General features: G+C 46.3%; 20 protein-coding genes. 8 read left to right on the top strand and 12 right to left on the bottom strand.

What is annotated here, in order from left to right; genetic code table 11:
* Positions 1–313: 313 nt before the first annotated feature.
* The 3 genes from QTO00_RS00225 (at position 314) to QTO00_RS00215 (ending at position 4,056) form a co-directional block, all read left to right on the top strand.
* Entirely contained in the window at positions 314–748 is a 435-nt protein-coding gene (locus QTO00_RS00225) for an Hsp20 family protein (protein ID WP_331422216.1), read from the top strand.
* 207 nt (positions 749–955) lie between these two features.
* Positions 956–2,125, top strand: a complete 1,170-nt coding sequence (locus tag QTO00_RS00220) for a sugar ABC transporter substrate-binding protein (protein ID WP_331422215.1) — start codon at positions 956–958, stop codon at positions 2,123–2,125.
* Positions 2,122–4,056 carry a GGDEF domain-containing protein gene (locus QTO00_RS00215; RefSeq protein ID WP_331422213.1) on the top strand — a complete coding sequence of 645 codons (1,935 nt, stop codon included), beginning with the start codon at positions 2,122–2,124 and terminating at the stop codon, positions 4,054–4,056. The genes QTO00_RS00220 and QTO00_RS00215 overlap by 4 nt, the downstream gene beginning before the upstream one ends.
* On the opposite strand, the gene QTO00_RS00210 is transcribed toward QTO00_RS00215, so the two are convergent.
* From QTO00_RS00210 to glyQ, 4 genes are all read right to left on the bottom strand, one after another.
* Positions 4,053–5,306, bottom strand: a complete 1,254-nt coding sequence (locus QTO00_RS00210; protein WP_331422211.1) for a valine--pyruvate transaminase — start codon at positions 5,304–5,306, stop codon at positions 4,053–4,055. The two genes, QTO00_RS00215 and QTO00_RS00210, sit on opposite strands and share 4 nt — an antisense overlap.
* A gap of 233 nt (positions 5,307–5,539) precedes the next feature.
* Positions 5,540–7,624 (bottom strand): alpha-amylase, encoded by a 2,085-nt coding sequence (locus QTO00_RS00205; RefSeq protein ID WP_331422209.1) that lies wholly within the window; start codon positions 7,622–7,624, stop codon positions 5,540–5,542.
* 204 nt (positions 7,625–7,828) lie between these two features.
* Entirely contained in the window at positions 7,829–9,895 is a 2,067-nt protein-coding gene (gene glyS, locus QTO00_RS00200; protein WP_331422208.1) for a glycine--tRNA ligase subunit beta, read from the bottom strand.
* A 2-nt stretch (positions 9,896–9,897) separates the two neighbouring features.
* A complete protein-coding gene (glyQ, locus tag QTO00_RS00195) occupies positions 9,898–10,818 on the bottom strand; it encodes a glycine--tRNA ligase subunit alpha (RefSeq protein ID WP_331422207.1) in 921 nt (306 codons plus the stop codon).
* A 443-nt stretch (positions 10,819–11,261) separates the two neighbouring features.
* Between glyQ and QTO00_RS00190 the strand changes: the two genes are divergently transcribed.
* Positions 11,262–11,819 (top strand): TMEM165/GDT1 family protein, encoded by a 558-nt coding sequence (locus QTO00_RS00190; RefSeq protein WP_331422219.1) that lies wholly within the window; start codon positions 11,262–11,264, stop codon positions 11,817–11,819.
* A 156-nt stretch (positions 11,820–11,975) separates the two neighbouring features.
* Entirely contained in the window at positions 11,976–12,236 is a 261-nt protein-coding gene (locus QTO00_RS00185; protein WP_331422206.1) for a hypothetical protein, read from the top strand.
* 48 nt (positions 12,237–12,284) lie between these two features.
* On the opposite strand, the gene tusA is transcribed toward QTO00_RS00185, so the two are convergent.
* Positions 12,285–12,533, bottom strand: a complete 249-nt coding sequence (tusA, locus tag QTO00_RS00180) for a sulfurtransferase TusA (protein ID WP_331422205.1) — start codon at positions 12,531–12,533, stop codon at positions 12,285–12,287.
* A 132-nt stretch (positions 12,534–12,665) separates the two neighbouring features.
* Between tusA and QTO00_RS00175 the strand changes: the two genes are divergently transcribed.
* Both QTO00_RS00175 and QTO00_RS00170 read left to right on the top strand, forming a co-directional pair.
* Positions 12,666–12,860 carry a hypothetical protein gene (locus tag QTO00_RS00175; RefSeq protein ID WP_331422203.1) on the top strand — a complete coding sequence of 65 codons (195 nt, stop codon included), beginning with the start codon at positions 12,666–12,668 and terminating at the stop codon, positions 12,858–12,860.
* 153 nt (positions 12,861–13,013) lie between these two features.
* Positions 13,014–13,955 (top strand): LysR family transcriptional regulator, encoded by a 942-nt coding sequence (locus tag QTO00_RS00170; protein WP_331422201.1) that lies wholly within the window; start codon positions 13,014–13,016, stop codon positions 13,953–13,955.
* A 149-nt stretch (positions 13,956–14,104) separates the two neighbouring features.
* Here the strand turns inward: QTO00_RS00170 and acuI are convergent, their stop codons facing one another.
* The 6 genes from acuI to ilvG all read right to left on the bottom strand — a co-directional run bounded on the left by acuI (position 14,105) and on the right by ilvG (position 21,586).
* Positions 14,105–15,085, bottom strand: a complete 981-nt coding sequence (gene acuI, locus QTO00_RS00165; RefSeq protein WP_331422199.1) for an acrylyl-CoA reductase (NADPH) — start codon at positions 15,083–15,085, stop codon at positions 14,105–14,107.
* 202 nt (positions 15,086–15,287) lie between these two features.
* A complete protein-coding gene (gene ilvA / locus QTO00_RS00160; protein WP_331422198.1) occupies positions 15,288–16,817 on the bottom strand; it encodes a threonine ammonia-lyase, biosynthetic in 1,530 nt (509 codons plus the stop codon).
* Positions 16,818–16,820: 3 nt separating this feature from the next.
* Positions 16,821–18,662 carry a dihydroxy-acid dehydratase gene (gene ilvD / locus QTO00_RS00155; protein ID WP_331422196.1) on the bottom strand — a complete coding sequence of 614 codons (1,842 nt, stop codon included), beginning with the start codon at positions 18,660–18,662 and terminating at the stop codon, positions 16,821–16,823.
* Positions 18,663–18,694: 32 nt separating this feature from the next.
* Positions 18,695–19,642, bottom strand: coding sequence for a branched-chain-amino-acid transaminase (gene ilvE, locus QTO00_RS00150; RefSeq protein ID WP_331422194.1), 948 nt, complete (start codon positions 19,640–19,642; stop codon positions 18,695–18,697).
* An 11-nt stretch (positions 19,643–19,653) separates the two neighbouring features.
* On the bottom strand, positions 19,654–19,938 hold the full coding sequence (ilvM, locus tag QTO00_RS00145) for an acetolactate synthase 2 small subunit (protein WP_038208689.1): 285 nt from the start codon (positions 19,936–19,938) through the stop codon (positions 19,654–19,656).
* 1 nt (position 19,939) lies between these two features.
* Positions 19,940–21,586, bottom strand: coding sequence for an acetolactate synthase 2 catalytic subunit (gene ilvG, locus QTO00_RS00140; protein ID WP_331422193.1), 1,647 nt, complete (start codon positions 21,584–21,586; stop codon positions 19,940–19,942).
* Between the two features lie 473 nt (positions 21,587–22,059).
* On the opposite strand from ilvG, the gene QTO00_RS00135 reads away from it, so the two are divergent.
* On the top strand, positions 22,060–23,583 hold the full coding sequence (locus tag QTO00_RS00135; protein ID WP_331422192.1) for a YifB family Mg chelatase-like AAA ATPase: 1,524 nt from the start codon (positions 22,060–22,062) through the stop codon (positions 23,581–23,583).
* A gap of 18 nt (positions 23,584–23,601) precedes the next feature.
* Here QTO00_RS00135 and QTO00_RS00130 read toward each other — a convergent pair whose 3' ends face one another.
* Positions 23,602–24,591 carry a DUF2860 domain-containing protein gene (locus tag QTO00_RS00130; RefSeq protein ID WP_331422191.1) on the bottom strand — a complete coding sequence of 330 codons (990 nt, stop codon included), beginning with the start codon at positions 24,589–24,591 and terminating at the stop codon, positions 23,602–23,604.
* Between the last annotated feature and the right edge of the window lie 175 nt (positions 24,592–24,766).

The following is a 24,766-nucleotide window of genomic DNA, read 5'->3' as shown; positions in this document are numbered from 1 at the left end:
GCTAGGGACTCGCCACTCGAAACTTTTTTACTTTTATCCCTTGAAACTGATTTGAGCTATCCACATATCTATTTGTGAAGAGGAACGCTGTCTTGCTCACAAGAGAAGAAACAGACCTCTGGATTAGCTGAATAGGCATCGCTCAGGAGAGGATGGTCTTGAAGGCACACAATTGAACTTGATTCGACACTAGGTCCCAGAGTTATGAGAACCCGAGGAGTAGTGATTGAATCCCTTAGTCGGCAACGATCTGTCCAAGGTAGATCCGCGCAAACTCACGGCTAAGACTATTGCTTACTATGAGGATAGCATTATGAGAACTGTAGATTTCACTCCACTTTACCGCAACGCAATTGGCTTCGATCGTCTATTCAATATGATGGAAGCGAACACTTCGAAGAACTCTTCTGGCGGTTACCCTCCTTACAACATCGAGCAGCAAGACGAGAATCACTACCGTATCACTATGGCAGTGGCAGGTTTCGCTGAAGAGCAATTAGATCTGACTCAGAAAGAGAACATGCTTATTGTTAAAGGCGAGCGTAAAACGGAAGAAGAGAAGCAATACGTGTATCAAGGTATCGCAGAACGCGATTTCGAGCGTAAATTCCAACTGGCAGACTATGTGAAAGTAGTGGGGGCAAGTATGGAAAATGGTCTTCTACACATTGACCTGGAGCGCGAAATCCCAGAAGCGATGCAGCCGCGTAAGATTTCCATCAATGGTAGTAAGCTAATCGAAGGTTAACTCGTTTAACTCGTCATATTTGAAGTTAACTGAGATACATCGGTAATAAGAGTGAAGAGCGCCCATTTGACGGCGCTCTTTTTGTTTCTCCCATCTTTCATCGTGAATAGTGATATGCGGGTGTTTATGTGTAAGACGCGACTGCTATTATCGGCTAAGCTTTGGTTTTATCGGCGTATTTAAATACTTATATGATGGGGGAGTTAAGTGCGAACTCTATTGGCATTAGCACTTTTTTTATTCTCTTTAAGCGCTTATACAAGTGATCTTGAGATTTGGAGTGGGGTCGATTTTGATACGATCGATGCGGCTCGTAAAGAGGTTGAACAGCAGATAAATGCTGATATTGCGATACGTGATTTTAGTGTGGATAGCATTCGTTCTGAGTTACTTATTGCGAATAAAAATGGTGGCGCTCTGCCTGATGCGATTTGGATACCCTCTGACTTTGTGGGTCTTAAGCAGTTTTTGGGGATTTCGGCGATACCTCGCGAGTGGATCCAACAACAGAAAATGGAAGACAAAGCCATTGAATTGGTGACAGTCGATGGTGATATCTACGCGATGCCACTGGTTTTAGGTAACCATCTCGTTTTATACATCAACACTGACCTTACTTCAGAACTCACCCTTACTTGGGAAGAGCTTCTTAAGAGTGCAAAGCTTGGTGAGAATAAACGTTTAGCGATGCAGCATCCGACCATGTATTTCTTAATGGCTTTTTCCTCTCTATTCAATCCCAATATGTCTTATGCTACTGATATAGATACTGATACCTTGGCCAAAACCTATACTTTTTATGAGCTGCTTGCTGAATCTGGAGTTGTTAAAGAAAGTTGCGATCAATACTGTGCTATGGAACAGTTTATCTCAGGGAAAACACCGTATCTTATTGATGGTGACTGGGCCAATATAGAGTTAAAACATCATTTGGGCAGTGCACTTAAAGTGGCGAGTTTACCTTCCTATAACGGTAAACATATGCGTTCGTTAAGTGGAGGACGAGTACTTGCCATCACTCAACAAGCAATGGACGATCCAGTAAAGCGCAAGCAAATAAAACAGTTTATCGATGTTATGCAGAACGCCGAGTTTATCCAAGATGTTATCGTTGCAAACACGCTTATTTCTGCATTCAAAGAGTTGAATATAGAGCCGATGTCGAACCAGTCGACTTTAGCGACGGAGATCTACCAGCAGTTGGACAATGCGATGGTTATGCCTAGTTCATTAAAAATGGCGGTGATGTGGGAAGTTATCTATCGTGGATACAAGCGTTATAAGGCAGGTATGCCTGCACAAAAAGCAGCGCAATTTACCATCGATTTTATCGATCGTGAGGTAAAAAAGATTAATCAGACGCAGGCCCGACCATGAGTTTACGTCATATCCTCACCTTGGTGATTCTTTGTAGTGCTTTAGTTCCTGCAGTCATTGTTGGTACTGGCTTAATCGAAGAGCATGCTCAATACCTGAAAGAGCAGAAAGAAGCCAAGATACTCAATACAACGTTGGGTATTGAGAAGACGTTGACGCAAGAGCTGACTAATATCACTAATCTAAGTCAGTGGTTCTCCAAAGATCGGCTATTGATTGCGGGTACAGAGAACATCCTTTTCTCCTCTTTAATCTGGCAAAAAATCGAAACCTTCAAGCAGCTGTCTGGGCATATCACAGCAACGTTCATTCTTGATAAAGAGTTTGTACCAATTTTTGAAAATAACGGCAGTTTATACCATCTAGAAAAAAGTGGCCTCCTCCGGGATATCGAACAAAATATTTCGCTATTTGAGCACGGCCTCAATTACCATCAAGAATACATTGACCAACAGCTGGTTGTTGAAGGTGGACAGAAAGGGGTCGCTATTGTCACTCCATTGTTTACCTATACCTTACGCAAAGGCGCGGTGGGTCAAGGGTCAGTTTATGAACCTCAAGGTTATTTGATTGTGCTTGTATCTTATCAAGAGATGAAAACACTGGCTCAGCCATTTTTGTTTGAAGATGAATCCGTCGAGTTTAACTATGTAAACACCGATTTAAATGACAACTTATTGGTCTCTGTCGACAACGAAAAGTTCGCAACGCCCTTACGGTTGGGTGTCGCTCAGTATTTTTCTGATTTTAATCGAACTCAAGAGATGATCGACACCCGCAATCAACTCTATCGTGGTATTGGAGCCACTATATTGTTGATCTTGGGTGTGGCTTTTTTGGCGAGCCGTTGGCTTGTACAACCGATTAAACAGCTAGAAAAATTAGTGATCAGCTATCGGAATGGTAAAAGGCCAGAGAGCATTTCTAAACGGATTAAGTTTGCTGAGTTTCGCATGCTGGTGGCTTTGGTCGATTCTTTGTGGCTGACGGTTCGTCGTCAGGTAAAGGAGCTAGAGTCTAGAAATAAAGAGTTATTAACGGCTAACGAACAAGTGAATGAGTCAAACAGAAAACTCGAAGAGTTCAACCTCAGCTTAGAGCGCTCAGTGAAAGAGAAGACGCATGATTTACAAGTCCACCTTGACCTTGAAGAAGCTTATCAAAAGCGTCTACTAAGGCTGTTGGACTTTTTTTCTAATCAAGCGACGATTAACTACCGTGCTATTCCAACTGTGTGTAACCAATTTTTGCTCAGCTTATTTGACAATGAAGAAGTAAAACTGACTTTTGAAATGCCAACAAATGGGGCGATCGCAATTACCACTAACCAAGGAAAGACATGTGCTTATTTTCGAGGTAGTGACTCTTTAAACCAAGATCAAGACCGCTTACTCATTCAGATATTCCTTCGTCAAATGCAAGCGTGGTTGGAACTTGAAGACTTTGCTCGCAGAGATAAGTTAACTAAGTGTTTAAACCGAAAGGCTTTCGATGAAGACTTAGATTACGCTCGTCTATTATTGAATAATCATCAATGTCAGACTCTGTCTTTATTGATGATCGATATTAATGGCTTAAAAAAGTTGAATGATAGCTATGGGCATGAGAGCGGAGATGAGTTAATTGCTCGTGTTGCTGAACTTGTGGAAGAGCAAGTTCAGTTTGAATCGAATGTTTATCGTTTAGGAGGGGATGAATTTGCGGTGATCGCAATTGATTGTTCCTCAGCCGAGTTAGAGCAACTTAGCTATCGTCTAGAACACGCTCAACACGAGCAGTGCATCGAGCTGGGTAATGGAGAAACCTATCCGGTTCATTTTTCTATTGGTGTGTCATCCAGCGAAAATGAACCGGTAGATAAGCTACTATTTCATGCAGATACGGCAATGTACCGAAGTAAGCGAGCCTATTACAGAGCGCGTTCTAGCTAGCCTAATTGCTGATAGGCCTTTTCGACCTCTTCAGCGATGATTGCGATGCCTTTCTGCATCGTCTCATCATCTTGTACATAGTTCATACGTAAGCATTGATGCGCGTGTTCCCAGTCATCCTCTTGGCCTATAAAGAAGTATTCTCCCGGCACAATCAATACGCCACGTGCTTTTAGGCGAGCGTAAAGTTCCATAGTCGTAATTGGTAGTTCATCAAACCATAGCCATAAGAAAATAGCGCCTTCTGGCTTATGAATACGAAAACGCGGGTCGGTGATGGCGCTTTGCAATAGCTCTACTGCACGCTGAGATTTCTGCTTGTAGAAAGGCTTAATCACCTCAGAACTCAAAGTGAGTAGATCCCCTTTACCAATAATATGATTAGCAACCGCAGGGCCTAAACTGCCCGGCGCTAAACTAATAATGCCATTCATGTTAGTCATCGCTTGGGTCACTTCTTCGCTCGCTATGACAATGCCACAGCGAACTCCAGGCAAACCTAGCTTAGATAGGCTCATACATAGAATGGTGTTTTCATTCCAGAACGGCTCTACGTCTTCAAAAATGATGTTTGGGAAAGGTAGACCATAGGCATTATCAATGATTAGCGGGATATTGTTTTCACGCGCAAGTTTATCGAGTTTATGAATCTCGTCGTCCGTTAGAACGTTACCTGTTGGGTTGGTTGGACGAGAGGCACAAATAGCGGCGATAGAGTCATCCACTTTTAGCTGTTCAAAATCGACGTGGTATTTGAAAAGGCCGTTGTCGAGCATTTCAATTTCAGGGTGATAAGAGACAAAAATATCTTCGTCGATACCCGCATCCCCATAACCAATGTACTCAGGAGCCAACGGCAATAAGATTTTTTTATGTGAGCCATCTGGCTGCTTGCCCGCGAGCAAGTTGAATAGGTAAAAGAATCCGCTTTGGCTACCATTAGTGAGACTGATGTTTTTCTCTGTGATGTTCCAGCCGTAGGTGTCTCTGAAAAGCTTAGCTAATGATTTTACAAAGGCATCTTTGCCCTGAGGTCCATCATAATTGGCCATAGCGGCAACAAGATCGCCGCTTTTTAACATCTCTTCGCTGGTGAGTTTAAAATAATCGAGCATGGCTGGAATGGCGGCAGGGTTTCCACCTCCGAGCATGATGGCGCCAGGAGTGCGTAGACCATCATTTAAATCATCCATTAACTGGGTAATACCTGAATACTGATTAAACTTTTCACCAAATTGAGAGAACTGCATTACGTTTTGTACCTAATTCATTATTGTCATTGCTTTTGTATGTCTTTAGCTAGTGCGTTGCTAGCCAATCGAGTAATCCTTGACCTTACCTCAATGTGTGATCAACGCAAAGTAAGAATCTTGCGAGAGCAGAAAAAAGTACTCCTGTTGACTAGAAGCACGTGATTTTTGCGCTAAAGAGTGACAAAAAAGGGAAGCAGCTGCTTCCCTTTAAACAATAATGTGTGGTTCGGTTACTCTCCGGTGTAAACCACTAGCACTTTGTCATCTTGATACTGACGCTCAAAGGCATAGTAACCTTGCTGGTTGCGAGTGATGTGTTTGCCCTGAGCTATCGCTGGGTGGCGCTTACGGAACTCACCTAACTTTTGCCAATGTTGTAGCAGCTCTTCACGTTGGCCTGTGATCATCTGCCAAGGCATATCAGATCGAGTACCTTGGTGACGGTCCGAACCGGTTGTACCAAAGTCACGTGCGATCTCATCTCCGTAGTAGATCTGAACGGCTCCCGGAGCAAGCATCAGTGCATTGGCGGCACGAGCTTGATCATCAAAGCTGCGACTGCGCGCTGCCCAGAACAGCTGTGTGTCATGTGAGGATAGATAGCTCAACACATTGAACTCAGGATCACTGTTGATATGCTTAGCATAACGGCGGTAGTCGCTATCTAAATCAGCAAAACATTTCAACGCTTTTGGCGCAACATCTGATTGGAATTCAAAGTTGATGATCGAATCAAAGCCATTATCAAAATACGGTGTTTTGACTACTCCGTGTGCCCATACCTCACCAGTCATCCAAAATGGCAGGTCATCCAGTGCTTTGTCTGGGTTGTTCTTTTTCCATTCTGCTAGCGCTTGGTTGGTACTGGCTTTAAGCTCAGCCCATGCTTCCATCTCTACGTGTTTAGCCGTATCGACTCTAAAGCCATCGATGCCATAGTCACGCACCCAATTCGATAGCCAAGAAATCAGATGAGCTCGCGGTGTCTGCTGAACTTCTTGGGCATTAGTCTGCTTATTTTTGAAGAAGTTAGGTAGCCCAGTGACTTGCTGCGACTCCGTTTTTAGATCTGGCAGGAAGTTGAGCGACATGGTGCGTTCGTTATACCCCGGAGCATCGTAGCTACCTATATCAGTACGAATCCACGCTTTGCCCCACCATTTATCCCACGCTTCGTTATCACCGTATTTGACGTAGTCATTGAAGCTATGCCAACTCTGGCCTGATTTAGGTTGCCAGTCAGTCCATTTTTCTCCAAGAATATCTTTGGCTTCTTGTTCATCTAGGTAAAGCTGACCAAAACCAAACTCCTGCATATCCGCTAGTGTTGCGTATCCAGTGTGGTTCATTACCACGTCCCATACTACGCGGATACCCTTGCTATGTGCAGTATCGATAAAGGTGCGCAGTTCATCTTCGGTGCCCATGTTGGCATCGAGTTTAGTCCAGTCTTGGTGATAGTAGCCGTGGTAGCCATAGTGTTTGAAATCACCTTTATCCCCTCCGCCTACCCAGCCATGAATCTGCTCTAGTGGGCTAGTGATCCAGATGGCATTCACGCCGAGTGATTCAATGTAGTCGAGCTTTTCGGTTAAACCTGCTAAGTCGCCGCCGTGGAAAGTGCCGATCTCATGCTCGCCATCTTTGCTGCGGCCATAGCTGTTATCGTTGTCTGGGTTGCCATTATGAAAACGGTCAGTCATGACGAAGTAGACAGTAGCGTTATCCCAGTTAAACGCAGGCTGTGTGTGCTGCTCAACTTGTTCGAGTAATAGTAAGCCTTGGCTCATTGGTCCCGGTTGCATGGTAATGGTGCCGTTATCTACGCTCGCTTCTTGACCAGTAAGAGCATCACGAATCTTAGTGCCATCGGCAAAGGTTTTCGCGACATTGATGGTCTTGGGCATATCACTCGCGGTAGGACAGCTATAGGTGACGTTGTTGTTCTGCTTAGGTTTGATCTTAACCGTCAACTCGTTGCTGGTAGGGTTAAGGGTGAATTGATAGGTGTTGGCTTTGAAAATGCGTAGTGGCATCTTGGCATCGGTGGCACAGTTATCCATCTTGAGCGTACGGTTGAACTTGATGCGACTCTCTTCGGCGAGAGCAAAGCGGCTGCCACAGGTCTGTTTGCTATCACCGATAGTAAAGGTGTAATTGCCTTTTTCTAGCTTCTGTTCGGCAACGAGTAAACCTTGACCATTCTCGTCAAATACAGCGGTGTTGTCACCGATGGTGAGTAGAATGGAATCTTGCGTAATTTGACTGCAAGCGCTAAGTAGACCGATTGAGATTGCGAGTGCTGTTTTTTTCATTGAATCCTTCCCCCGAATAAACGCTCCCGTTATAGCAAGACTAAGCCTCTACAATCTGAGTGCTGTGCTCATAAGTTAAAATTGTCTCACCCTACAAATATTTGCCTTGTTCACAAAATAAAAAAGATACCGTACTCAATGATGTCTACCGGCAACAAAAAAAGGAAGCCGAAGCTTCCCTTTGCATTGTCTGCTGTACACCAACTACTTCTGAAGTAGTGAGATATCTGCAATCTGTAGGAACAGGTTACGTAGGTTGTTCAGCAGCGTTAGACGGTTCTTCTTCAGAGCTTCGTCATCTGCCATAACCATGACGTTATCGAAGAATGCGTCTACTGGCTCACGGAGGTCAGCAAGCTTGCTTAGTGCTTCTTGGTAGTTACCTGTTGCGAATGCTGGCTCTAACGCTTCAGTCATCACTTCAACGCTTTCTGCGAGTTTCTTCTCTGCATCTTCTTGGAGAAGAGTTAAGTCGATCTCTGCTGCAAGTTCACCGTCGAATTTCGCTAGGATATTACCAACACGCTTGTTCGCCGCGGCGAGTGCTTCGGCTGCTTCTAGGCCACGGAAGTGAGAGACCGCTTTTACGCGCTGATCGAAGTCTGCAGGTTTCGTGGGACGACGTGCGAGTACTGCTTGGATGATATCCACGCTGAAGCCTTCGTCTTTGTACCATGCATTGAAACGACCAAGCATAAATTCAATCACGTCGTTCTCTACGTTTTCGTTAGTAAGCTTAGTACCGAACTGAACCTTAGCTTCACGAATCAGGTCAACTAGGTCTAGGCTGTAGCCGTTCTCAACGATAATGCGCAGAACACCTAGTGATGCACGACGCAGTGCGAATGGGTCAGAGCCCTTAGGTGCTTGGCCGATACCAAAGATACCAACGATAGTATCTAGCTTGTCCGCCATAGCTACCGCAGAAGAGATCCCTGTGCTTGGTAGGTCATCACCCGCGAAACGGGGCATGTACTGCTCGTAAAGTGCTAGTGCAACTTCTTGGTCTTCACCGTCATGAGTTGCGTAGTGCATGCCCATTACACCCTGAGTATCGGTAAACTCGAATACCATAGAGGTCATTAGGTCACATTTAGCCAGTAGGCCCGCGCGAGTTGCTTTCTCGACGTCAGCGCCGATCTGTTTAGCAATGTAGCCAGAAAGTGCTGTAATGCGGTCTGTTTTGTCTTTGATAGTACCAAGCTGCTTCTGGAAAATAGCTTGCTCAAGTTCAGGAAGACGATCGATAAGAGGACGCTTACGGTCAGTGTTGAAGAAGAATTCAGCATCCGCTAGACGTGGACGAACAACCTTCTCATTTCCTTCGATGACGTGGCGAGGCTCTTTTGATTCGATGTTTGATACGAAAATGAAGTTAGGTAGTAGCTTCTTGTTTTCGTCATACACCGGGAAGTATTTCTGGTCACCTTTCATGGTGTAAACCAATGCTTCAGAAGGTACTTTTAGGAACTCTTCTTCAAACTTCGCAGTAAGAACTACTGGCCATTCAACCAGAGAGGTCACTTCTTCCACTAGGTCATCTTCTAGGTCCGCAACACCTCCAACCGCCGCTGCTGCTTTTTGCGAGTCAGCAAGGATAATCGCTTTACGTGCTTCGTAATCTGCCATGACTTTACCGCGCTCTTCGAGAATCGCTGGATATTGCTCTGCAGAATCGATAGTGAACTCTTGTTCACCCATAAAGCGGTGACCACGGATAGTGCGATCTGATGCTACGCCTAAGATCTCACCTTCAATCAGGTCAGAGCCCATTAGCATAGTTAGCGTTTTAACCGGGCGGATAAACTGAGTTGTCTTGTTACCCCAACGCATCGGCTTAGCGATAGGCAGGTTACCTAGTGCTTTTGCTGCTAGCTCAACAACGATTTCAGACGTTGCTTGGCCTTTTACTTCTTGTTTGAAAAGAAGCCATTCGCCCTTGTCAGTCACTAGACGGTCAGCTTGTTCAACAGTGATACCGTTACCACGCGCCCAGCCTTGAGCCGCTTTAGTTGCATTGCCGTCAGCATCGAATGCGACAGAAACTGCAGGACCACGCTTCTCAACTACTTTGTCAGCTTGGCCTTCAGCTAGAGCTGAAACCTTAAGCGCTAGACGACGAGGAGCGGCGTACCATTTTACACCTTCGTGTGCTAGATCTGCGCCTTTTAGCTCAGCTTCGAAGTTTGCTGCGAACGCTTCCGCTAGCGTGCGAAGTTGCGTTGGTGGTAGCTCTTCAGTACCCAGTTCAATTAGAAATTCTTTAGCCATGATTACTTCTCCTCTTCCTTACGGCACATTGGGAAGCCAAGCGCTTCACGTGATGCGTAGTATGCTTCAGCAACTGATTTGGTCAGGTTGCGGATACGAAGGATGTAACGTTGGCGCTCTGTAACAGAGATAGCTTTACGTGCGTCTAACAGGTTGAAAGCGTGTGCCGCTTTTAGAATGCGCTCGTAAGCTGGTAGAGGTAGAGGCTTCTCTAGCTCTAGGAGTTCTTTTGATTCTTTTTCACACTGGTCGAAGAAGCTGAATAGGAAATCTACGTCAGCGTGCTCGAAGTTGTACGTTGATTGCTCAACTTCGTTTTGGTGGAAGATGTCACCGTAAGTCACGTTAGAGCCGTCTGGTGCTACGTTCCATACTAGGTCGTAAACTGAGTCTACTTCTTGGATGTACATAGCTAAACGTTCGATACCGTAAGTGATCTCACCAGTAACAGGTTTACACTCAAGACCACCAACTTGCTGGAAGTAAGTAAACTGAGTCACTTCCATACCGTTTAGCCATACTTCCCAACCAAGACCCCATGCGCCTAGGGTTGGGTTTTCCCAGTTATCTTCTACGAAACGAATATCGTGAACTAGCGGGTCGATACCAAGAACTTCAAGCGAGCCTAGGTACAACTCCTGAATGTTATCTGGAGAAGGTTTTAGAGCTACTTGGAACTGATAATAGTGCTGCAGACGGTTCGGGTTTTCACCATAGCGACCATCGGTCGGGCGACGTGAAGGTTGAACGTAAGCTGTCGACATTGGCTCTGGGCCAAGTGCACGTAGACATGTCATTGGGTGAGAGGTGCCTGCACCTACTTCCATATCTAGAGGTTGAACAATGGTACAACCGTTTTGTGCCCAGTAATCCTGCAGCGCGAGGATCATTCCCTGGAAGGTTTTGATATCGTAATTTTGCATAGTAATTCGCGCGATTCTTGTGTCAAAAATTGAGAAAAAATAACAATCAAGTATACCGAGATATTTAGCCTGGGAGTAGGGCTAATCTTCATTAATTCCTCGCCAAAATTCTCCTTTAATGGAAATTTAATGGCTTATTCGTCCAAATTTTCCTAAAAGGGAGTTTATTTGCAGTTTATCGCTTGAGAAAAGCCTGACAGCTCGTTAGAATTTCGCCGTCTTTGGGGAGTAGCTTACTTAACTATCAACACTGGGATGTTAAGTTCGTTCGTCAACATAATTGATGCAAAATCATCATGGCGTTCGAGACAAGTATCGACCAATTTAATCACAACAATGTCGATCGCGTTTAGCAAGACCTTAGACAAATCATCATGAACCGGGGTGGGGCATGAGGTTTGTCTTTGGTTAAAATTATAATCCCTACCCCAGAAGAGCATGTCGTGAGCGTTTTAGCTATTTCTATCACCACCGTTGCATTGGCGGAAATCGGTGATAAAACTCAACTTTTATCCCTGCTTTTAGCCAGTCGATACCGCAAACCTATTCCGATCATCGCGGCCATTTTCTTAGCAACTATTGCAAACCATGCTTTAGCGGCATGGCTTGGCGTGGTTGTCGCTGACTACCTCTCCCCTGAAGTTTTAAAATGGGTGCTGGTGGTGAGCTTTATCGCCATGGCGGGCTGGGTGTTAATTCCAGATAAGCTTGATGACGACGAAGAGATCTCTAATCGCGGGCCATTTATCGCCAGCTTTATCGCATTCTTTGTCGCTGAAATTGGTGATAAAACCCAGATCGCAACTTCAATTCTTGGTGCCCAATATGCGGACGCACTGACTTGGGTCATTTTAGGTACAACCATAGGTATGTTGATCGCGAACGTCCCGGTAGTTCTGATTGGTAAACTGTCAGCAGATAAAATGCCTCTTGATTTGATTCGCAAAATCACCGCGCTGCTATTTATCGTCTTAGCAACAGCTGCAGCGGTGTTTCAATAGCATCGGCAAAGTTGGTGTTAAATATCAATAACTAGTAGTGAAAAGATCTAGGTCAAACTCTGAGTTTATTTCATTCTGAGTCGTGATCGCTGACATATTAGTGTCATACTTGTCATGATATTTTAATTCTGTGAATGATAGCGAGAGGGCAAAACTATGCTTACACGTTATATGGGGATGACCCCAAAAAGCCAGAGTTACTTATTCACCTTTGGTTTAGCACTATGCTTATTGGCGATGGTGTTGACTGATATGTGGTTACCGATTGTAGCCGGAACCTTTATTTTAACGGGATTAACCGTTGAAGCATGGATTCGCGTCGCGCACATTATCCCTATGCATGAAGAGATGCGGGCGATGAGGAAGCAGATAACTCAGCTCCAATCTGAAGTGCGCACACTCGAATATGACGAATAAACTAACGGCAGCCTAGTTGGCTGCCGTTTTCCTTTCTGCAACGGCTGATTAAGCCATTCCTTTCTTTATCAAATACAGATAAGGCAGTTGTTCAGTTTGTGAACCAATCAATTGATGATCCATAAAGCGACAGAAACTTGGAATGTCGCGAGTGGTGGATGGATCATCGGCTTTGACTAGTAGTACTTCGCCATCTTCCATTGTACGAATTGTCTTCCTGACCATCATTACTGGCTCTGGGCAGCGTAGTCCTTCTGCCTCTAGGGTTTTATTTGCCTGCTGTGGATTGAATGTCATGGTCATATCTTTGGTAACTGATTTGGCCTAGATGATACTAGTGAAAAAAAAATCTTCAATAACCCTTGGCAAAGTGGTCATTTTGTTTTAACTTAGTTAACAAGTTGGTAACAATTAACAGGGAGAGCAAGTATGTTGACAGCGTTAGATCGTCTAACTATCTATTCAGTGCTGTGTTTTATCTCATTTTGTGCCCTCGTTTTACGTTCACCAGCAGACTCGTCGTCGTTTATGCCTTTGCTCGGCATGGGGGCGACAGTCGTAGGGATATGGCTTGAGATGCATCGCTGGCCGAGTGCATCTGAAGAAAAAGAGAACGAACTGTAGCGCTTCCAACTACACTTCGGTTTTTATCACTACGCTCAACTACATTCCGACACTATCCCCAGTTTTCTTGGGCTTCCCCGCTGAAAAGCGGGATTTTTTTTGCCTGAAAAAGGTACAATCACACCATGTCTAGCTAAATGAATGTGGTGATGCGTGGAACTAGAAGATATCTACCGCCGAGATCTCAACCTATTGGTTGCGCTGCGAGTGCTTATAGAGGAGTGTAGTGTCAGCAAAGCGGCAAGCCGTCTAAACCTTAGTCAGTCAGCAATGAGCCGTGTGTTAGGTCGCTTGCGTGAAATGTTGGGTGATCCACTCTTTACTCGCCAAGGTCAGCATCTTATTCCGACAGAGAAAGCTCTGGAGATCGATCGTAATTTAGGTGAGCCGCTAGAGTCTTTACGTCAGTTACTTTCGCCAATCGAGTTTGAACCCCATAGCTGTGATCAAACGTTTAATATCGCCACCACTGACTACGCGATGCAAACCATCTTACCTTTTGCACTGCCGCGTATTTATCAAGAAGCGCCTAACGTTTCGTTTAACTTTCTGCCACTTCAACATGATAGGTTAGCTGACCAACTGACCTATGAAGGCGCTGATTTGGCAATATGTCGCCCGATTGGGCCTGTCGAGCCATTGCGCAGTGAAATATTAGGTCGTGTTGGCGTGTTGTGCTTACTGTCAAAACAACACCCTCTAGCAGATCAAGAGCTGCATTTAGAAGACTACCTCAACTATCCACATGCAATGATTGCCATTAGTGATGGTGTAAAAGCCTTGATTGAGGGTGCTCTGCTTGATCAACCTAAGCGCAAAATGGTGCTACGTGCTTACCACTTAGAAGCTGCGTTGGCGATAGTCGATACTATGCCGTTGATTATTACCGTTCCTGCTGATTTGGCTTACTTGGTCGCAGAGCGCTATGACCTAGTGATCAAGCCTCTACCTTTTCAGTTTACACCGTTCGATTATTCAATGATTTGGCATCCACGTTGTGAGCATTCGCCTGCCCAAGAGTGGTTGCGTGGGATCGTAAAGGAAGAGTGTGGTCGCCTAATTGCCAAGCGGATTGAGGATATAGGGCTAGATTGACTTATTAAGCGGCTGCGTTTTTAAATAACCTGAATCAACATTGCTTCCCAAGTCGCTTGAGAGTCGCGACTCTTGCTGACAAGTGCAGAGCTATTTCTGCGCATACTTGTCCGCAATGTCAACACAGGTTATTTTTTCTTGAGGCTAACTTATAGCTTGATCACCACGCGGCCCGTTACTTGGCCATTGGTAATGTCTTCAGCGTATTTGGGTGCTTCTGCTAGTTCTACTTCAGTACATGCTTGCTCAAAGTAGCTCTCTGGTAGTAGCTCAACCAGCTTCTCCCATGCCGCGATGCGTTTTTCTGTTGGGCACATTACTGAATCGACACCCTGCAGACGAACATTACGCAAAATGAATGGCATTACCGTTGTTGGTAGGTCAAAACCACCCGCTAGGCCACATGCCGCTACCGCGCTGTTGTAATCCATCTGCGCCAGAACTTTCGCTAGTACCTTGCTACCTACTGTATCGACAGCGCCTGCCCACACTTGCTTTTCAAGTGGACGAGCTGGCTCTTCAAACTCGGTACGGTCGATGATGCGACTTGCACCTAGTTTTTCTAGTAGTGGACCATTTTGCTCAACGCGACCTGTTAATGCGGCCACCTTGTAGCCAAGCTCTGCAAGTAGAGTTACTGCCACAGATCCAACACCGCCACTTGCGCCAGTTACTAAAACTTCACCATCTTCTGGTTTAACACCTGCATCGAGTAGCGCTTGAACACACAGCATACCAGTAAAACCTGCAGTACCTACCATCATCGCTTTTTTGCTGTCTAGGCCTTTTGGTAGGGGCACTAGCCAATCTGCTTTTAGGCGTGCACGTTGCGACATACCACCCCAGTGGTTTTCACCCACGCCCCAGCCTGTTAGAACTACTTTGTCACCGGCTTGGTAACGGCCATCTTCAGAGCTAACTACAGTACCTGCTAAGTCGATACCCGGAACCATTGGGAAGTTGCGGATGATTTTGCCTTTGCCTGTAATAGCTAGGCCGTCTTTGTAGTTTAATGATGAGTAGTCAACATCGATCAGCACTTCGCCTTCTGGCAGTTGTGTCTCATCGATCTGTTCGATGCTAGCGATAGTGCGTTTTTCTTCTTGGTTTAGGATCAGTGCGTTGAACATAATGGTCTCCAGGACTCTGTAGCAAACATTTTTTGACTGAACAGAGTGTAGACCTAAAACAGGTATGACAAAAATGAAACTTTAGCATTATATTTATGCGTATCACGCATTTTGACCAAAGTATAAGCGGAAAGGGATTGCTACCAAGGCTAAGGGCTTAAAAAGCCCCTAAGTGAATCACTTAAGGGCTTGATTGGTCGGCTTAAGAAAGGAAGAACTTATACGACGGGTTGTCGGTTTCGTCCTTACATTGATAGCCGAGTTCGCGTAGATGGGCAGAGAAGCGCGATAGATCAGATTCATCAAGCTCAAATCCACACAGCACGCGGCCATAATCGGCACCATGGTTACGGTAGTTGAACAAACTGATGTTCCAGTGAGTGCCAAGTGTACTTAAGAACTTAAGTAGTGCGCCCGGGTACTCTGGGAATTCAAAGCTGTACAAACGCTCTTTAAGTGGCTTAGATGGCTTGCCGCCAATCATGTAGCGCACGTGCAGCTTCGCCATCTCATCGTCAGACAGGTCAACAACAGGATAACCACCTTCACGAAGGTCATGAATGATGTGGTCTAACTCTTCTTGGCCTCCTTGCAAGCGCACACCGACAAAGATGTTAGCCAGTGAATCGTCGTTGTAGCGATAGTTAAACTCTGTCACGGCTCGGCCACCAATCAGGTTGCAGAACTCAAAGAAAGCCCCTTGTCGCTCAGGGATGGTGACAGCCAGTAAGCCTTCACGTTTTTCACCTAGCTCACAACGCTCTGAAACATAGCGCAAGCCGTGGAAGTTAGTATTGGCGCCAGAGAGAACCGTACCTAGGTTGCAGTCCTTCAGTTGGTTTTGTTCGGCATACTTTTTCAGCCCAGCTAGTGCTAGTGCCCCTGAAGGCTCGGCAATCGCACGAGTGTCTTCAAAGATATCTTTCACTGCTGCGCAAATTTCATCGCTTGAAACCGAGATATGTCCATCAATGTATTGTTGGCATAAGCGGAAGGTTTCTTCACCGATACGCTTAACCGCAACACCATCAGCGAACATACTGACTTGGTCAAGAACCACTGGTTCACCAGCATCTAGCGCGGCTTTTAAACAGGCTGAGTCTTCCGGTTCAACGGCTATTACTTTGATTTCTGGCATTAGCTGCTTAACCAATACTGCAACGCCAGCAGCAAGACCGCCACCACCAACAGGAACGAAGATATGGTCGAGGTGACCATTCTGCTGCAACATCTCCATACCGATGGTGCCTTGCCCTGCGATTACCAGTGGGTGATCGAATGGTGGTACGAAAGTATAACCATTCTCGGCGGATAGACGCTCTGCTTCGGCTTTCGCTTCATCAAAGTTGCTACCGTGCAATACTACGTTTCCACCGAAGCCACGCACCGCTTCTACTTTGATGTCTGGCGTGGTTTTTGGCATCACGATAGTGGTCTTGATACCGAGCTTAGTGCCAGAAAGTGCCATGCCTTGAGCATGGTTACCTGCAGAAGCGGCAATGACACCTGCGGATTTTTGCTCATCGGTTAGGCTTGCCACCATGTTGTAAGCACCACGCAGCTTAAACGAGTGAACTGGCTGGCGGTCTTCACGTTTGATCTGGACGTTATTGCCAATACGCGCGGCGAGACGAGGCATCTCTTGTAATGGCGTAACCGTTGCAACTTCATAGACTGGAGCTCTTAAGATCTGGCGCAGGTAATCTGCGCCAGTTTGTTTAGTCAGAGTCATAAGCTAGCCCTCTAGCTTAGATTTGTCTCGTACTGCACCTTTGTCAGCACTGGTCGCCATACTTGCGTAAGCTTTTAGTGCAAATGAAACTTCACGTTGACGGTCAACGGGCTTCCAGCCCAACTCGTCTTGTTTTGCACGGCGCTCAGCAAGTTCTTGTTCAGAAACTTCTAGAGAAATTGAACGGTTTGGAATATCAATCGCGATAATATCGCCTTGTTGAACCAGACCAATTGCGCCGCCGTTTGCTGCTTCTGGTGAAGCGTGACCAATGGAAAGGCCAGAAGTACCACCAGAGAAACGTCCATCAGTTAGTAGCGCACACTCTTTGCCTAGCCCCATCGACTTAAGGTAAGTGGTTGGGTAAAGCATCTCTTGCATACCCGGACCACCTTTAGGGCCTTCGTAACGGATAATAACCACATCACCCGCTTTAACTTGGCCACCTAAGATACCTTCAACCGCATCTTCTTGGCTTTCAAAGACTACAGCAGGGCCAGTGAACTTAAGGATGCTTTCATCAACACCCGCGGTCTTAACGATACAGCCATCAAGCGCAATGTTACCCGATAGTACTGCTAGGCCACCCTCTTGACTAAAGGCGTTGTCTTTAGCGCGGATACAGCCATCGACACGGTCATCATCAAGGCGATCCCAGCGACAATCTTGTGAGAAAGCTTTAGTGGTACGGATACCTGCAGGGCCTGCACGGAAGAATTTAAGTACCTCTTCGTCTTCAGTTTGAATGATGTCGTACTTCGCGAGCTGCTCTTTCATTGACAGACCAAGTACCGTGCGAGCCTCATTGTGCAGAAGACCTGCGCGATCCAATTCACCTAGGATAGCCATAACACCACCCGCGCGGTGAACGTCTTCCATGTGATATTTCTGCGTTGATGGCGCAACTTTACACAGGTGAGGTACTTGGCGAGATAGACGGTCGATATCTTCCATATCGAAGTCCACTTCACCTTCTTGTGCTGCTGCGAGTAAGTGTAAGATAGTGTTAGTTGAACCACCCATTGCGATATCAAGTGCCATTGCGTTTTCGAATGCATCGAAAGTGGCAATGTTGCGCGGTAGGGCAGACTCATCATCTTGCTCGTAGTAGCGACGCGTCAGTTCAACGATGCGTTTGCCTGCGTTGATAAATAGTGCTTCGCGATCTGCGTGCGTTGCTAGCATTGAGCCGTTACCCGGCTGAGACAGACCGAGTGCTTCGGTTAGGCAGTTCATCGAGTTTGCCGTAAACATACCTGAACATGAGCCACAGGTTGGGCATGCACTGCGTTCAATTTGTTCACTCTGCTCGTCCGATACTTTCGGGTCTGCGCCTTGAATCATTGCATCAACTAAGTCGAGCTTGATGATTTGATCAGAAAGTTTGGTTTTACCCGCTTCCATTGGGCCACCAGAGACAAAAATGACCGGAATGTTGAGGCGCATAGACGCCATTAGCATCCCTGGAGTGATTTTGTCACAGTTGGAGATACATACCATGGCATCGGCACAGTGGGCGTTAACCATGTACTCTACTGAGTCGGCAATCAGTTCACGTGACGGCAGTGAGTAGAGCATGCCGCCGTGACCCATTGCGATACCATCATCCACCGCGATGGTGTTGAACTCTTTGGCGATACCGCCCGCTTTCTCGATTTCGCGTGCAACCAATTGGCCCATGTCTTTAAGATGAACGTGGCCTGGTACAAACTGAGTAAATGAGTTTACTACCGCGATAATCGGTTTACCGAAGTCTTCATCTTTAACGCCCGTGGCACGCCATAAAGCGCGCGCACCGGCCATGTTGCGTCCGTGTGTTGTGGTTGCTGATCTATATTTAGGCATTGTGTTACTTCCTATATTTGCCGGTGCTTTTTTTAAGCTTTGTCTGCGTCTTGTGGGTAAACGTAATCGAGCCAACCCCATTTGTCTTCGGTGGTGCCATTGAAAAGGCCGAAGTAAGCTTCTTGGAGCTCTTTGGTGATTGGGTCACGCTTACCGCAACCAACTTCAATCTTATCGATAGTAGCAACAGGAACGACCTCTGCTGCAGTACCTGTCATAAAGACTTCGTCGGCTAGGTAGAGCGCTTCACGGGCAATGTTTGCTTCACGCACTTCATAACCACGATCACGAGCAATAGTCATAATTGAATCACGAGTGATACCCGGAAGGATTGCGCTCGTCGCTGGAGGCGTAGTAATCACGCCATCTTTGATAACGAAGATGTTTTCACCTGCACCTTCAGAAAGGTAGCCATCAACGCTAAGTGCGATACCTTCATCGTAACCATGGCGACGAGCTTCACCACCAACTAGTAGTGAAGATAGGTAGTTACCACCGGCTTTCGCCGCAGTAGGGATAGTGTTTGGCGCTGCGCGATTCCAGCTAGAGATCATTGCATCAACACCTTTTTCTAGTGCTTCTTCGCCTAGGTAAGAACCCCAAGGGAAGGCTGCGATGATGAGATCCATTTCAGTATCTGCTGGTGGGCACACGCCTAAACCAACATTGCCAACAAAACCTAGTGGACGAATGTAGGCACTATCAAGTTTGTTCTGACGGATGGTTTCGCGAGTTGCTTCCATGATCTCTTCAATCGTATATGGAATTGGGAAACGATAAATTTTCGCTGAATCTTTTAGGCGTTTTGCGTGCTCTAAATGGCGGAAGACAATTGGGCCTTTTGGTGTGTTGTAGCAGCGCACGCCTTCAAATACTGAAGTACCGTAGTGCATGGCGTGAGTTAGCACGTGCACGTTGGCGTCTGCCCAAGGAACCATTTCACCATTAAACCAAATGTAGTCTGCTGTTTTTGTAGCCATTATTGCCTTCCTTATGCACTAATTTTTTGCTGTAAATTGTTGTTTGGGAGTTGGTCATTCGCAATTTGCGTGACTTCAACAGTTCTTACGTCCCAAAGCTTCTCTATTTGATTGGTCAGAAATGAGATCGGTCGGTCACTATCAACAATGATCTCCACGCTAGCGACTTTGCTTTCGTGGTTCTGGGTGCCCGCTACCTGTTTAACGGTAAAACCACGGTGACGTACTACGCGAAGAACACGTTCTAACAGTACTGGCTTATCATCCGCCTTTATGTCGATTAAGTATCTTTCCATGTTAGGTGTTCTCCAGCATTTCATTGTTCGACGCACCTGGCGGTACCAGCGGCCATACGTTCTCTTCTTCGTCGATAAGGACGTGAAGTAGATAGGACGTTTTACTTTCTAGCATTTCTTTCAGCGCTGGCTCAACCTCTTCTTTATTAGTGATGGTTTTACCAGGAATATCAAATGCTTTGGCTAGCATAACGAAATCAGGGTTGTCATCGAGAATGGTTTCACTGTGGCGTCCATCAAAGAACAGCGATTGCCACTGACGAACCATACCTAAACGTTGGTTATTCAGTAGTACCACTTTTACCGGAATCTGGCGACGTTTAAGTGTACCAAGTTCTTGAATGTTCATCATGAATGAGCCATCACCGGTGATCAGGATAGACTGGTCATCAGGGCGGGCAACTGCAGCACCCATCGCCGCAGGTAGTCCAAAGCCCATGGTGCCTAAACCTGCCGATGTGATGAAGTTTTGTGGCTCACGAGGCTGAATGTGCTGCGCTGCCCACATTTGGTGCTGGCCAACGTCGGTGGAAACAATTGAGCTGTCTGGCATTAGGTCAGATAGCTGCTTCAATAGTCCCGGAGCGTAGATAAGCTCACCTGGGTGATCGTAGCGCCACTTGAACCCACTACGAAGGCTTTCACTGTGTTTTACCCAAGGTGTAATGTCTTGAGTCAGCTCTAGTTGAGGAAGAACGGCGGGTATTTCACCACGAACTGGAGCATTAGCTTGGCGCAGCTTGTGGATTTCAGCAGCATCGATGTCGATGTGAATCACTTTGGCATTTGGAGCGAAAGTATCAAGCTTGCCAGTCACGCGGTCATCGAAACGAGCTCCAACGGCAATCAGAAGGTCACACTCTTGAACAACTAGGTTAGCTGCTTTGGTGCCGTGCATACCTAACATGCCTAAATAGTGTGGGTCATGACGTTCTATGGTGCCTAAACCTTTTAGTGTGCTCACTGAAGGCATAGGGTTTAAGCGTAGGAACTCACGTACTGAGTCAGTGGCATGACCAAGCTGCACACCACCGCCAACATAAAGCACTGGGCGCGAGCTTTGAGATAGTAGCTGTTGTGCTTTAGACACAGCTTCTTGGCTTGCTACAGGCATTGTTGGTGGTGAAAAAGGAGAAAGAAGGTGAACGGGCGCTTGGCCTAATTGAACATCTTTTGCAATGTCGACAATAACCGGGCCAGGGCGGCCTGTTTTTGCTACTTCAAAGGCTTCTGCAAGTGTAGGTGCAAGCTCGTTGATGTCGGTCACTAGGTAGCTGTGTTTCGTACATGATAGTGACATACCGATGACATCCATCTCCTGGAAGGCATCAGTACCGATATGAGAACTGGCAACCTGTCCCGTGATGGCGACGAGTGGGATAGAGTCCATAAAGGCATCGGCTAAGCCCGTCACTAGGTTGGTTGCGCCTGGCCCAGATGTTGCCATACACACAGCCACATTTTGAGTCGAGCGAGCCATCCCAATCGCTGCCATTGCCGCACCTTGTTCGTGTCGACATAGGATGTGTTCGACGCCGCCATCATAGAGGGCATCGTAGATTGGCATGATGGCACCACCCGGGTAACCAAATACAGTATTAATTCCTTGCTGCTTTAAGGCGGCAACGACTAACTCGGCACCTGTCATTGTGAGCCTCCTTTAAGCATTTGTTGATATTGCGTTGTGTTGCACGTCATGTGCGCTCCCGTTCTTCCTATAGCTCTTGTTTTCCGAGCTTTATAAAATGTCTGCCAAATTCTCAGCGTACTAATTGTAAAAAAACCCCCGGACTTTTCAGTGCGGGGGTTTTTTTGAATCTGTGGTTATTTTTCGCCCACTCTACCCCGCGCGGTGTCAATAATGACCACGATAATCAGGGCAATCAGTGCGTTAATGCGGGCGTTAAAGTTCATTGTTATTTCTTTAGTTATCTGTGCTTATTTGGGCACGAAAATGTTTGCGTCTCTAGTGGTAACATACATTTCCGCTAAATGACAAGCAAAAACTCATTCTTTTTTCACATTCTTTCATCAACTCTTCAAGCTATATAACAACCTTGATAACTAAAACGATGAACTATCAAGGGAATAAATAATGAGTAAGAAAAGGATGATTTTTTAATGGGCTTAGCGATCATTCATAGCCGAGCTTGTGTTGGGGTCGAAGCACCATCAGTCACGGTCGAAGTGCATATCAGTAATGGAATGCCTGGTTTTATGTTGGTGGGCTTACCTGAGACGACGGTGAAAGAGTCGCGCGATAGGGTGCGTAGCGCGATTATTAACTCACGCTTTGAATTCCCGGCCAAACGAATAACGGTCAACCTCGCACCTGCTGATCTGCCCAAAGAGGGTGGGCGGTTTGATCTGCCAATTGCGTTAGGGATATTAGCCGCTTCTGAGCAGATCCCGGTTAATGAGTTGAACCATCAAGAGTTTATTGGTGAGTTAGCCCTGTCTGGGGAGCTTAGAAGTGTCAAAGGGGTTCTTCCCGCTGCGTTAGCGGCTAATCAGGCAAAGCGCAGTTTGGTGGTGCCACATAGTAATGGCGATCAGGCTGCGTTAGTGGGTGCTGATAGACACAAGTCGGCGCAAAGCCTGCTTGAAGTGTGTGCTGACTTATGTGGTCAACAAAAGCTCTCGTTGCATCAAACAGAGCAGGCTGACATTAAGCCTAGCAATCAACGTGACTTACAAGACATCATAGGCCAGCAACAAGGAAAGCGTGCTTTAGAGATCGCAGCCGCTGGTAATCATAACTTGTTATTCCTTGGCCCTCCCGGAACAGGCAAGACCATGCTCGCATCACGTTTGTGTGATTTGCTGCCAGAGATGTCTGACAGTGAGGCGCTAGAGTCAGCATCGGTGGCTTCTCTGACTCAGCAGGAGATCAATGCTCACAATTGGAAACAGCGCCCGTTTAGGGCGCCGCACCATTCAAGCTCTATGGCAGCTTTGGTTGGAGGAGGCTCAATCCCCCGACCTGGTGAAATCTCTTTGGCACACAATGGTTTGCTCTTCCTCGATGAAATGCCCGAGTTTGAGCGTAAAGTTCTCGACTCGCTGCGGGAACCACTAGAATCTGGTGAGATCATTATCTCGCGCGCTCAAGGGAAAACACGTTTCCCTGCTCGATTTCAATTGGTAGGTGCGCTAAACCCAAGCCCAACAGGTTATTACGAAGGAAACCAATCACGCGCCAATCCGCAAACCATATTGCGCTATTTAAGTCGATTGTCTGGTCCTTTGTTAGATAGGTTCGATATGTCGCTTGAGATTCCTGCTCTACCTAAAGGCACGCTCGCGGAAGGTGGCGATAGAGGCGAGTCGACCCAAGTGGTGCGTGAACGAGTGTTGGTAGCGAGAGAGAAGATGCTTGTGCGTTCAAGCAAGGTCAATGCCCTGTTAGGCAGCCGGGAGATTGAGCGTTTCTGCCCATTGCATAAGCAAGATGCACAATTTTTAGAGACTGCACTGCACCGACTAGGGCTATCGATTCGTGCTTATCACCGGATTATCAAAGTCGCGCGCACTATTGCTGACCTCGAGAATTCGAGTAGCATTGAGCGTAGTCACTTAGCTGAAGCATTAGGTTATCGTGCTATGGACCGTCTTCTGCGTCAGTTGACGGCCCAAGCTGTGTGATAATGCTGGTGAGTGAGTTTAGAACTGACAGTTAACACCGACCGAGAAGATCATGCTCTTTTCATCGTAGAAATCAATGTTGGAGTCAGTTTGACCATAGCCAGCGAACGAGATAAGTGACCAGTTATCCCATCCCATTAACCCCTTGTACTCGTATGCTGCAAATAGGCTCAACTCATCATCGTCTCGAACAACATCGTAGACTGGGTGTGAAGCGTCGTAGCTTCGACCTGTGTAACCAGCGGTCAGTACAAGTTGATGGCGGTCAAAGCTTGTGAAAACCGACAGCTCTCCTTTCCAAGATGTATTGGAAAGCGCATCACCATCTGCATCATTCTTTATATAGGTAACAGATGGTGCAAGGAAGGTTCCACGGCTAATAGGGAAGCGGAAACTACCTTTGGTGTATATGGATGTTGCATCGCGTCTAAGCAAATCTCGCTCGCTAGTAGAACTAGAATACGCTTGGTGACCGGATTTTTCGTTGTCTATCTCTTTGACTGCGTAGGCGGTATCTAAGGTAAAACCAGAGTTGCCGATGTTGGCAAATCTGAGACGGTAGGCGTTGCCCTCTTCATCGGTCACGCCACGAGCGCTTCCTACCTCAAATGGGTCATCCCAAGTCTCTCCTGACATTATGGTTGGCAGGAAAGAGGCATCGATAACGGTGCCATTGGCCAGTTGCTGCTTAAAGCCTAGCTCTAATGCCAGTGTACCAATCGCAATATCTTCGCGAGAGGTACCCATATAGATTTGCTTATCTAGACCCTGACCAAACGTGTAAGCGACATTACCTAAAAGGACAGGTATAAATTTGCTGTCGCTTTCGCCTTTTTGGGTATTGTCGGTAATTGTCGCGCTGTTGTCGGTATTAAAGTTAGATTCAGAAGCGGTAAAACCAGCACTGAGAGAGAGTTCTCCGCTAATGCCTCCTGAGCTAGAAATTTTCGCCATCGCGGGCGTGCTACTCAGTATTGCGAAAGCAATAAGAGTGGATCTTATTATCATTATGGATTCTCCATAGTGTCAACCTAGTCACTGATTCGATCTGGTTGAAGAGTAATAGAACTACTCTGACCATAGTTAGAGTAGTTTCAAACTTTCCAATGATTTGTATAATCACACGCTGCTCTATTATTCATCAATGAAAGTTTGTTAATTTTTTAATACATCACAATTATTT

The sequence above is a fragment of the Vibrio sp. M260118 genome, assembly GCF_036533755.1.
Classification (GTDB): domain Bacteria; phylum Pseudomonadota; class Gammaproteobacteria; order Enterobacterales; family Vibrionaceae; genus Vibrio.
Note: the sequence above shows the minus strand (reverse complement) of the source record. Positions and strands in the feature narration are given on the sequence as shown.

Excerpts from the sequence above, each read along its gene's own strand:
- ilvM (WP_038208689.1), bottom strand. The coding sequence starts at position 19,938 with ATGGAAAGATACTTAATCGACATAAAGGCGGATGATAAGCCAGTACTG.
- QTO00_RS00130 (WP_331422191.1), bottom strand. The coding sequence starts at position 24,591 with ATGATAATAAGATCCACTCTTATTGCTTTCGCAATACTGAGTAGCACG.
- QTO00_RS00215 (WP_331422213.1), top strand. The coding sequence starts at position 2,122 with ATGAGTTTACGTCATATCCTCACCTTGGTGATTCTTTGTAGTGCTTTA.
- glyS (WP_331422208.1), bottom strand. The coding sequence starts at position 9,895 with ATGGCTAAAGAATTTCTAATTGAACTGGGTACTGAAGAGCTACCACCA.
- QTO00_RS00210 (WP_331422211.1), bottom strand. The coding sequence starts at position 5,306 with ATGCAGTTCTCTCAATTTGGTGAAAAGTTTAATCAGTATTCAGGTATT.
- ilvG (WP_331422193.1), bottom strand. The coding sequence starts at position 21,586 with ATGACAGGTGCCGAGTTAGTCGTTGCCGCCTTAAAGCAGCAAGGAATT.
- tusA (WP_331422205.1), bottom strand. The coding sequence starts at position 12,533 with ATGACATTCAATCCACAGCAGGCAAATAAAACCCTAGAGGCAGAAGGA.
- ilvA (WP_331422198.1), bottom strand. The coding sequence starts at position 16,817 with ATGACTCTGACTAAACAAACTGGCGCAGATTACCTGCGCCAGATCTTA.
- ilvD (WP_331422196.1), bottom strand. The coding sequence starts at position 18,662 with ATGCCTAAATATAGATCAGCAACCACAACACACGGACGCAACATGGCC.
- acuI (WP_331422199.1), bottom strand. The coding sequence starts at position 15,085 with ATGTTCAACGCACTGATCCTAAACCAAGAAGAAAAACGCACTATCGCT.
- QTO00_RS00135 (WP_331422192.1), top strand. The coding sequence starts at position 22,060 with ATGGGCTTAGCGATCATTCATAGCCGAGCTTGTGTTGGGGTCGAAGCA.
- QTO00_RS00185 (WP_331422206.1), top strand. The coding sequence starts at position 11,976 with ATGCTTACACGTTATATGGGGATGACCCCAAAAAGCCAGAGTTACTTA.
- QTO00_RS00225 (WP_331422216.1), top strand. The coding sequence starts at position 314 with ATGAGAACTGTAGATTTCACTCCACTTTACCGCAACGCAATTGGCTTC.
- QTO00_RS00175 (WP_331422203.1), top strand. The coding sequence starts at position 12,666 with ATGTTGACAGCGTTAGATCGTCTAACTATCTATTCAGTGCTGTGTTTT.
- QTO00_RS00205 (WP_331422209.1), bottom strand. The coding sequence starts at position 7,624 with ATGAAAAAAACAGCACTCGCAATCTCAATCGGTCTACTTAGCGCTTGC.
- glyQ (WP_331422207.1), bottom strand. The coding sequence starts at position 10,818 with ATGCAAAATTACGATATCAAAACCTTCCAGGGAATGATCCTCGCGCTG.
- ilvE (WP_331422194.1), bottom strand. The coding sequence starts at position 19,642 with ATGGCTACAAAAACAGCAGACTACATTTGGTTTAATGGTGAAATGGTT.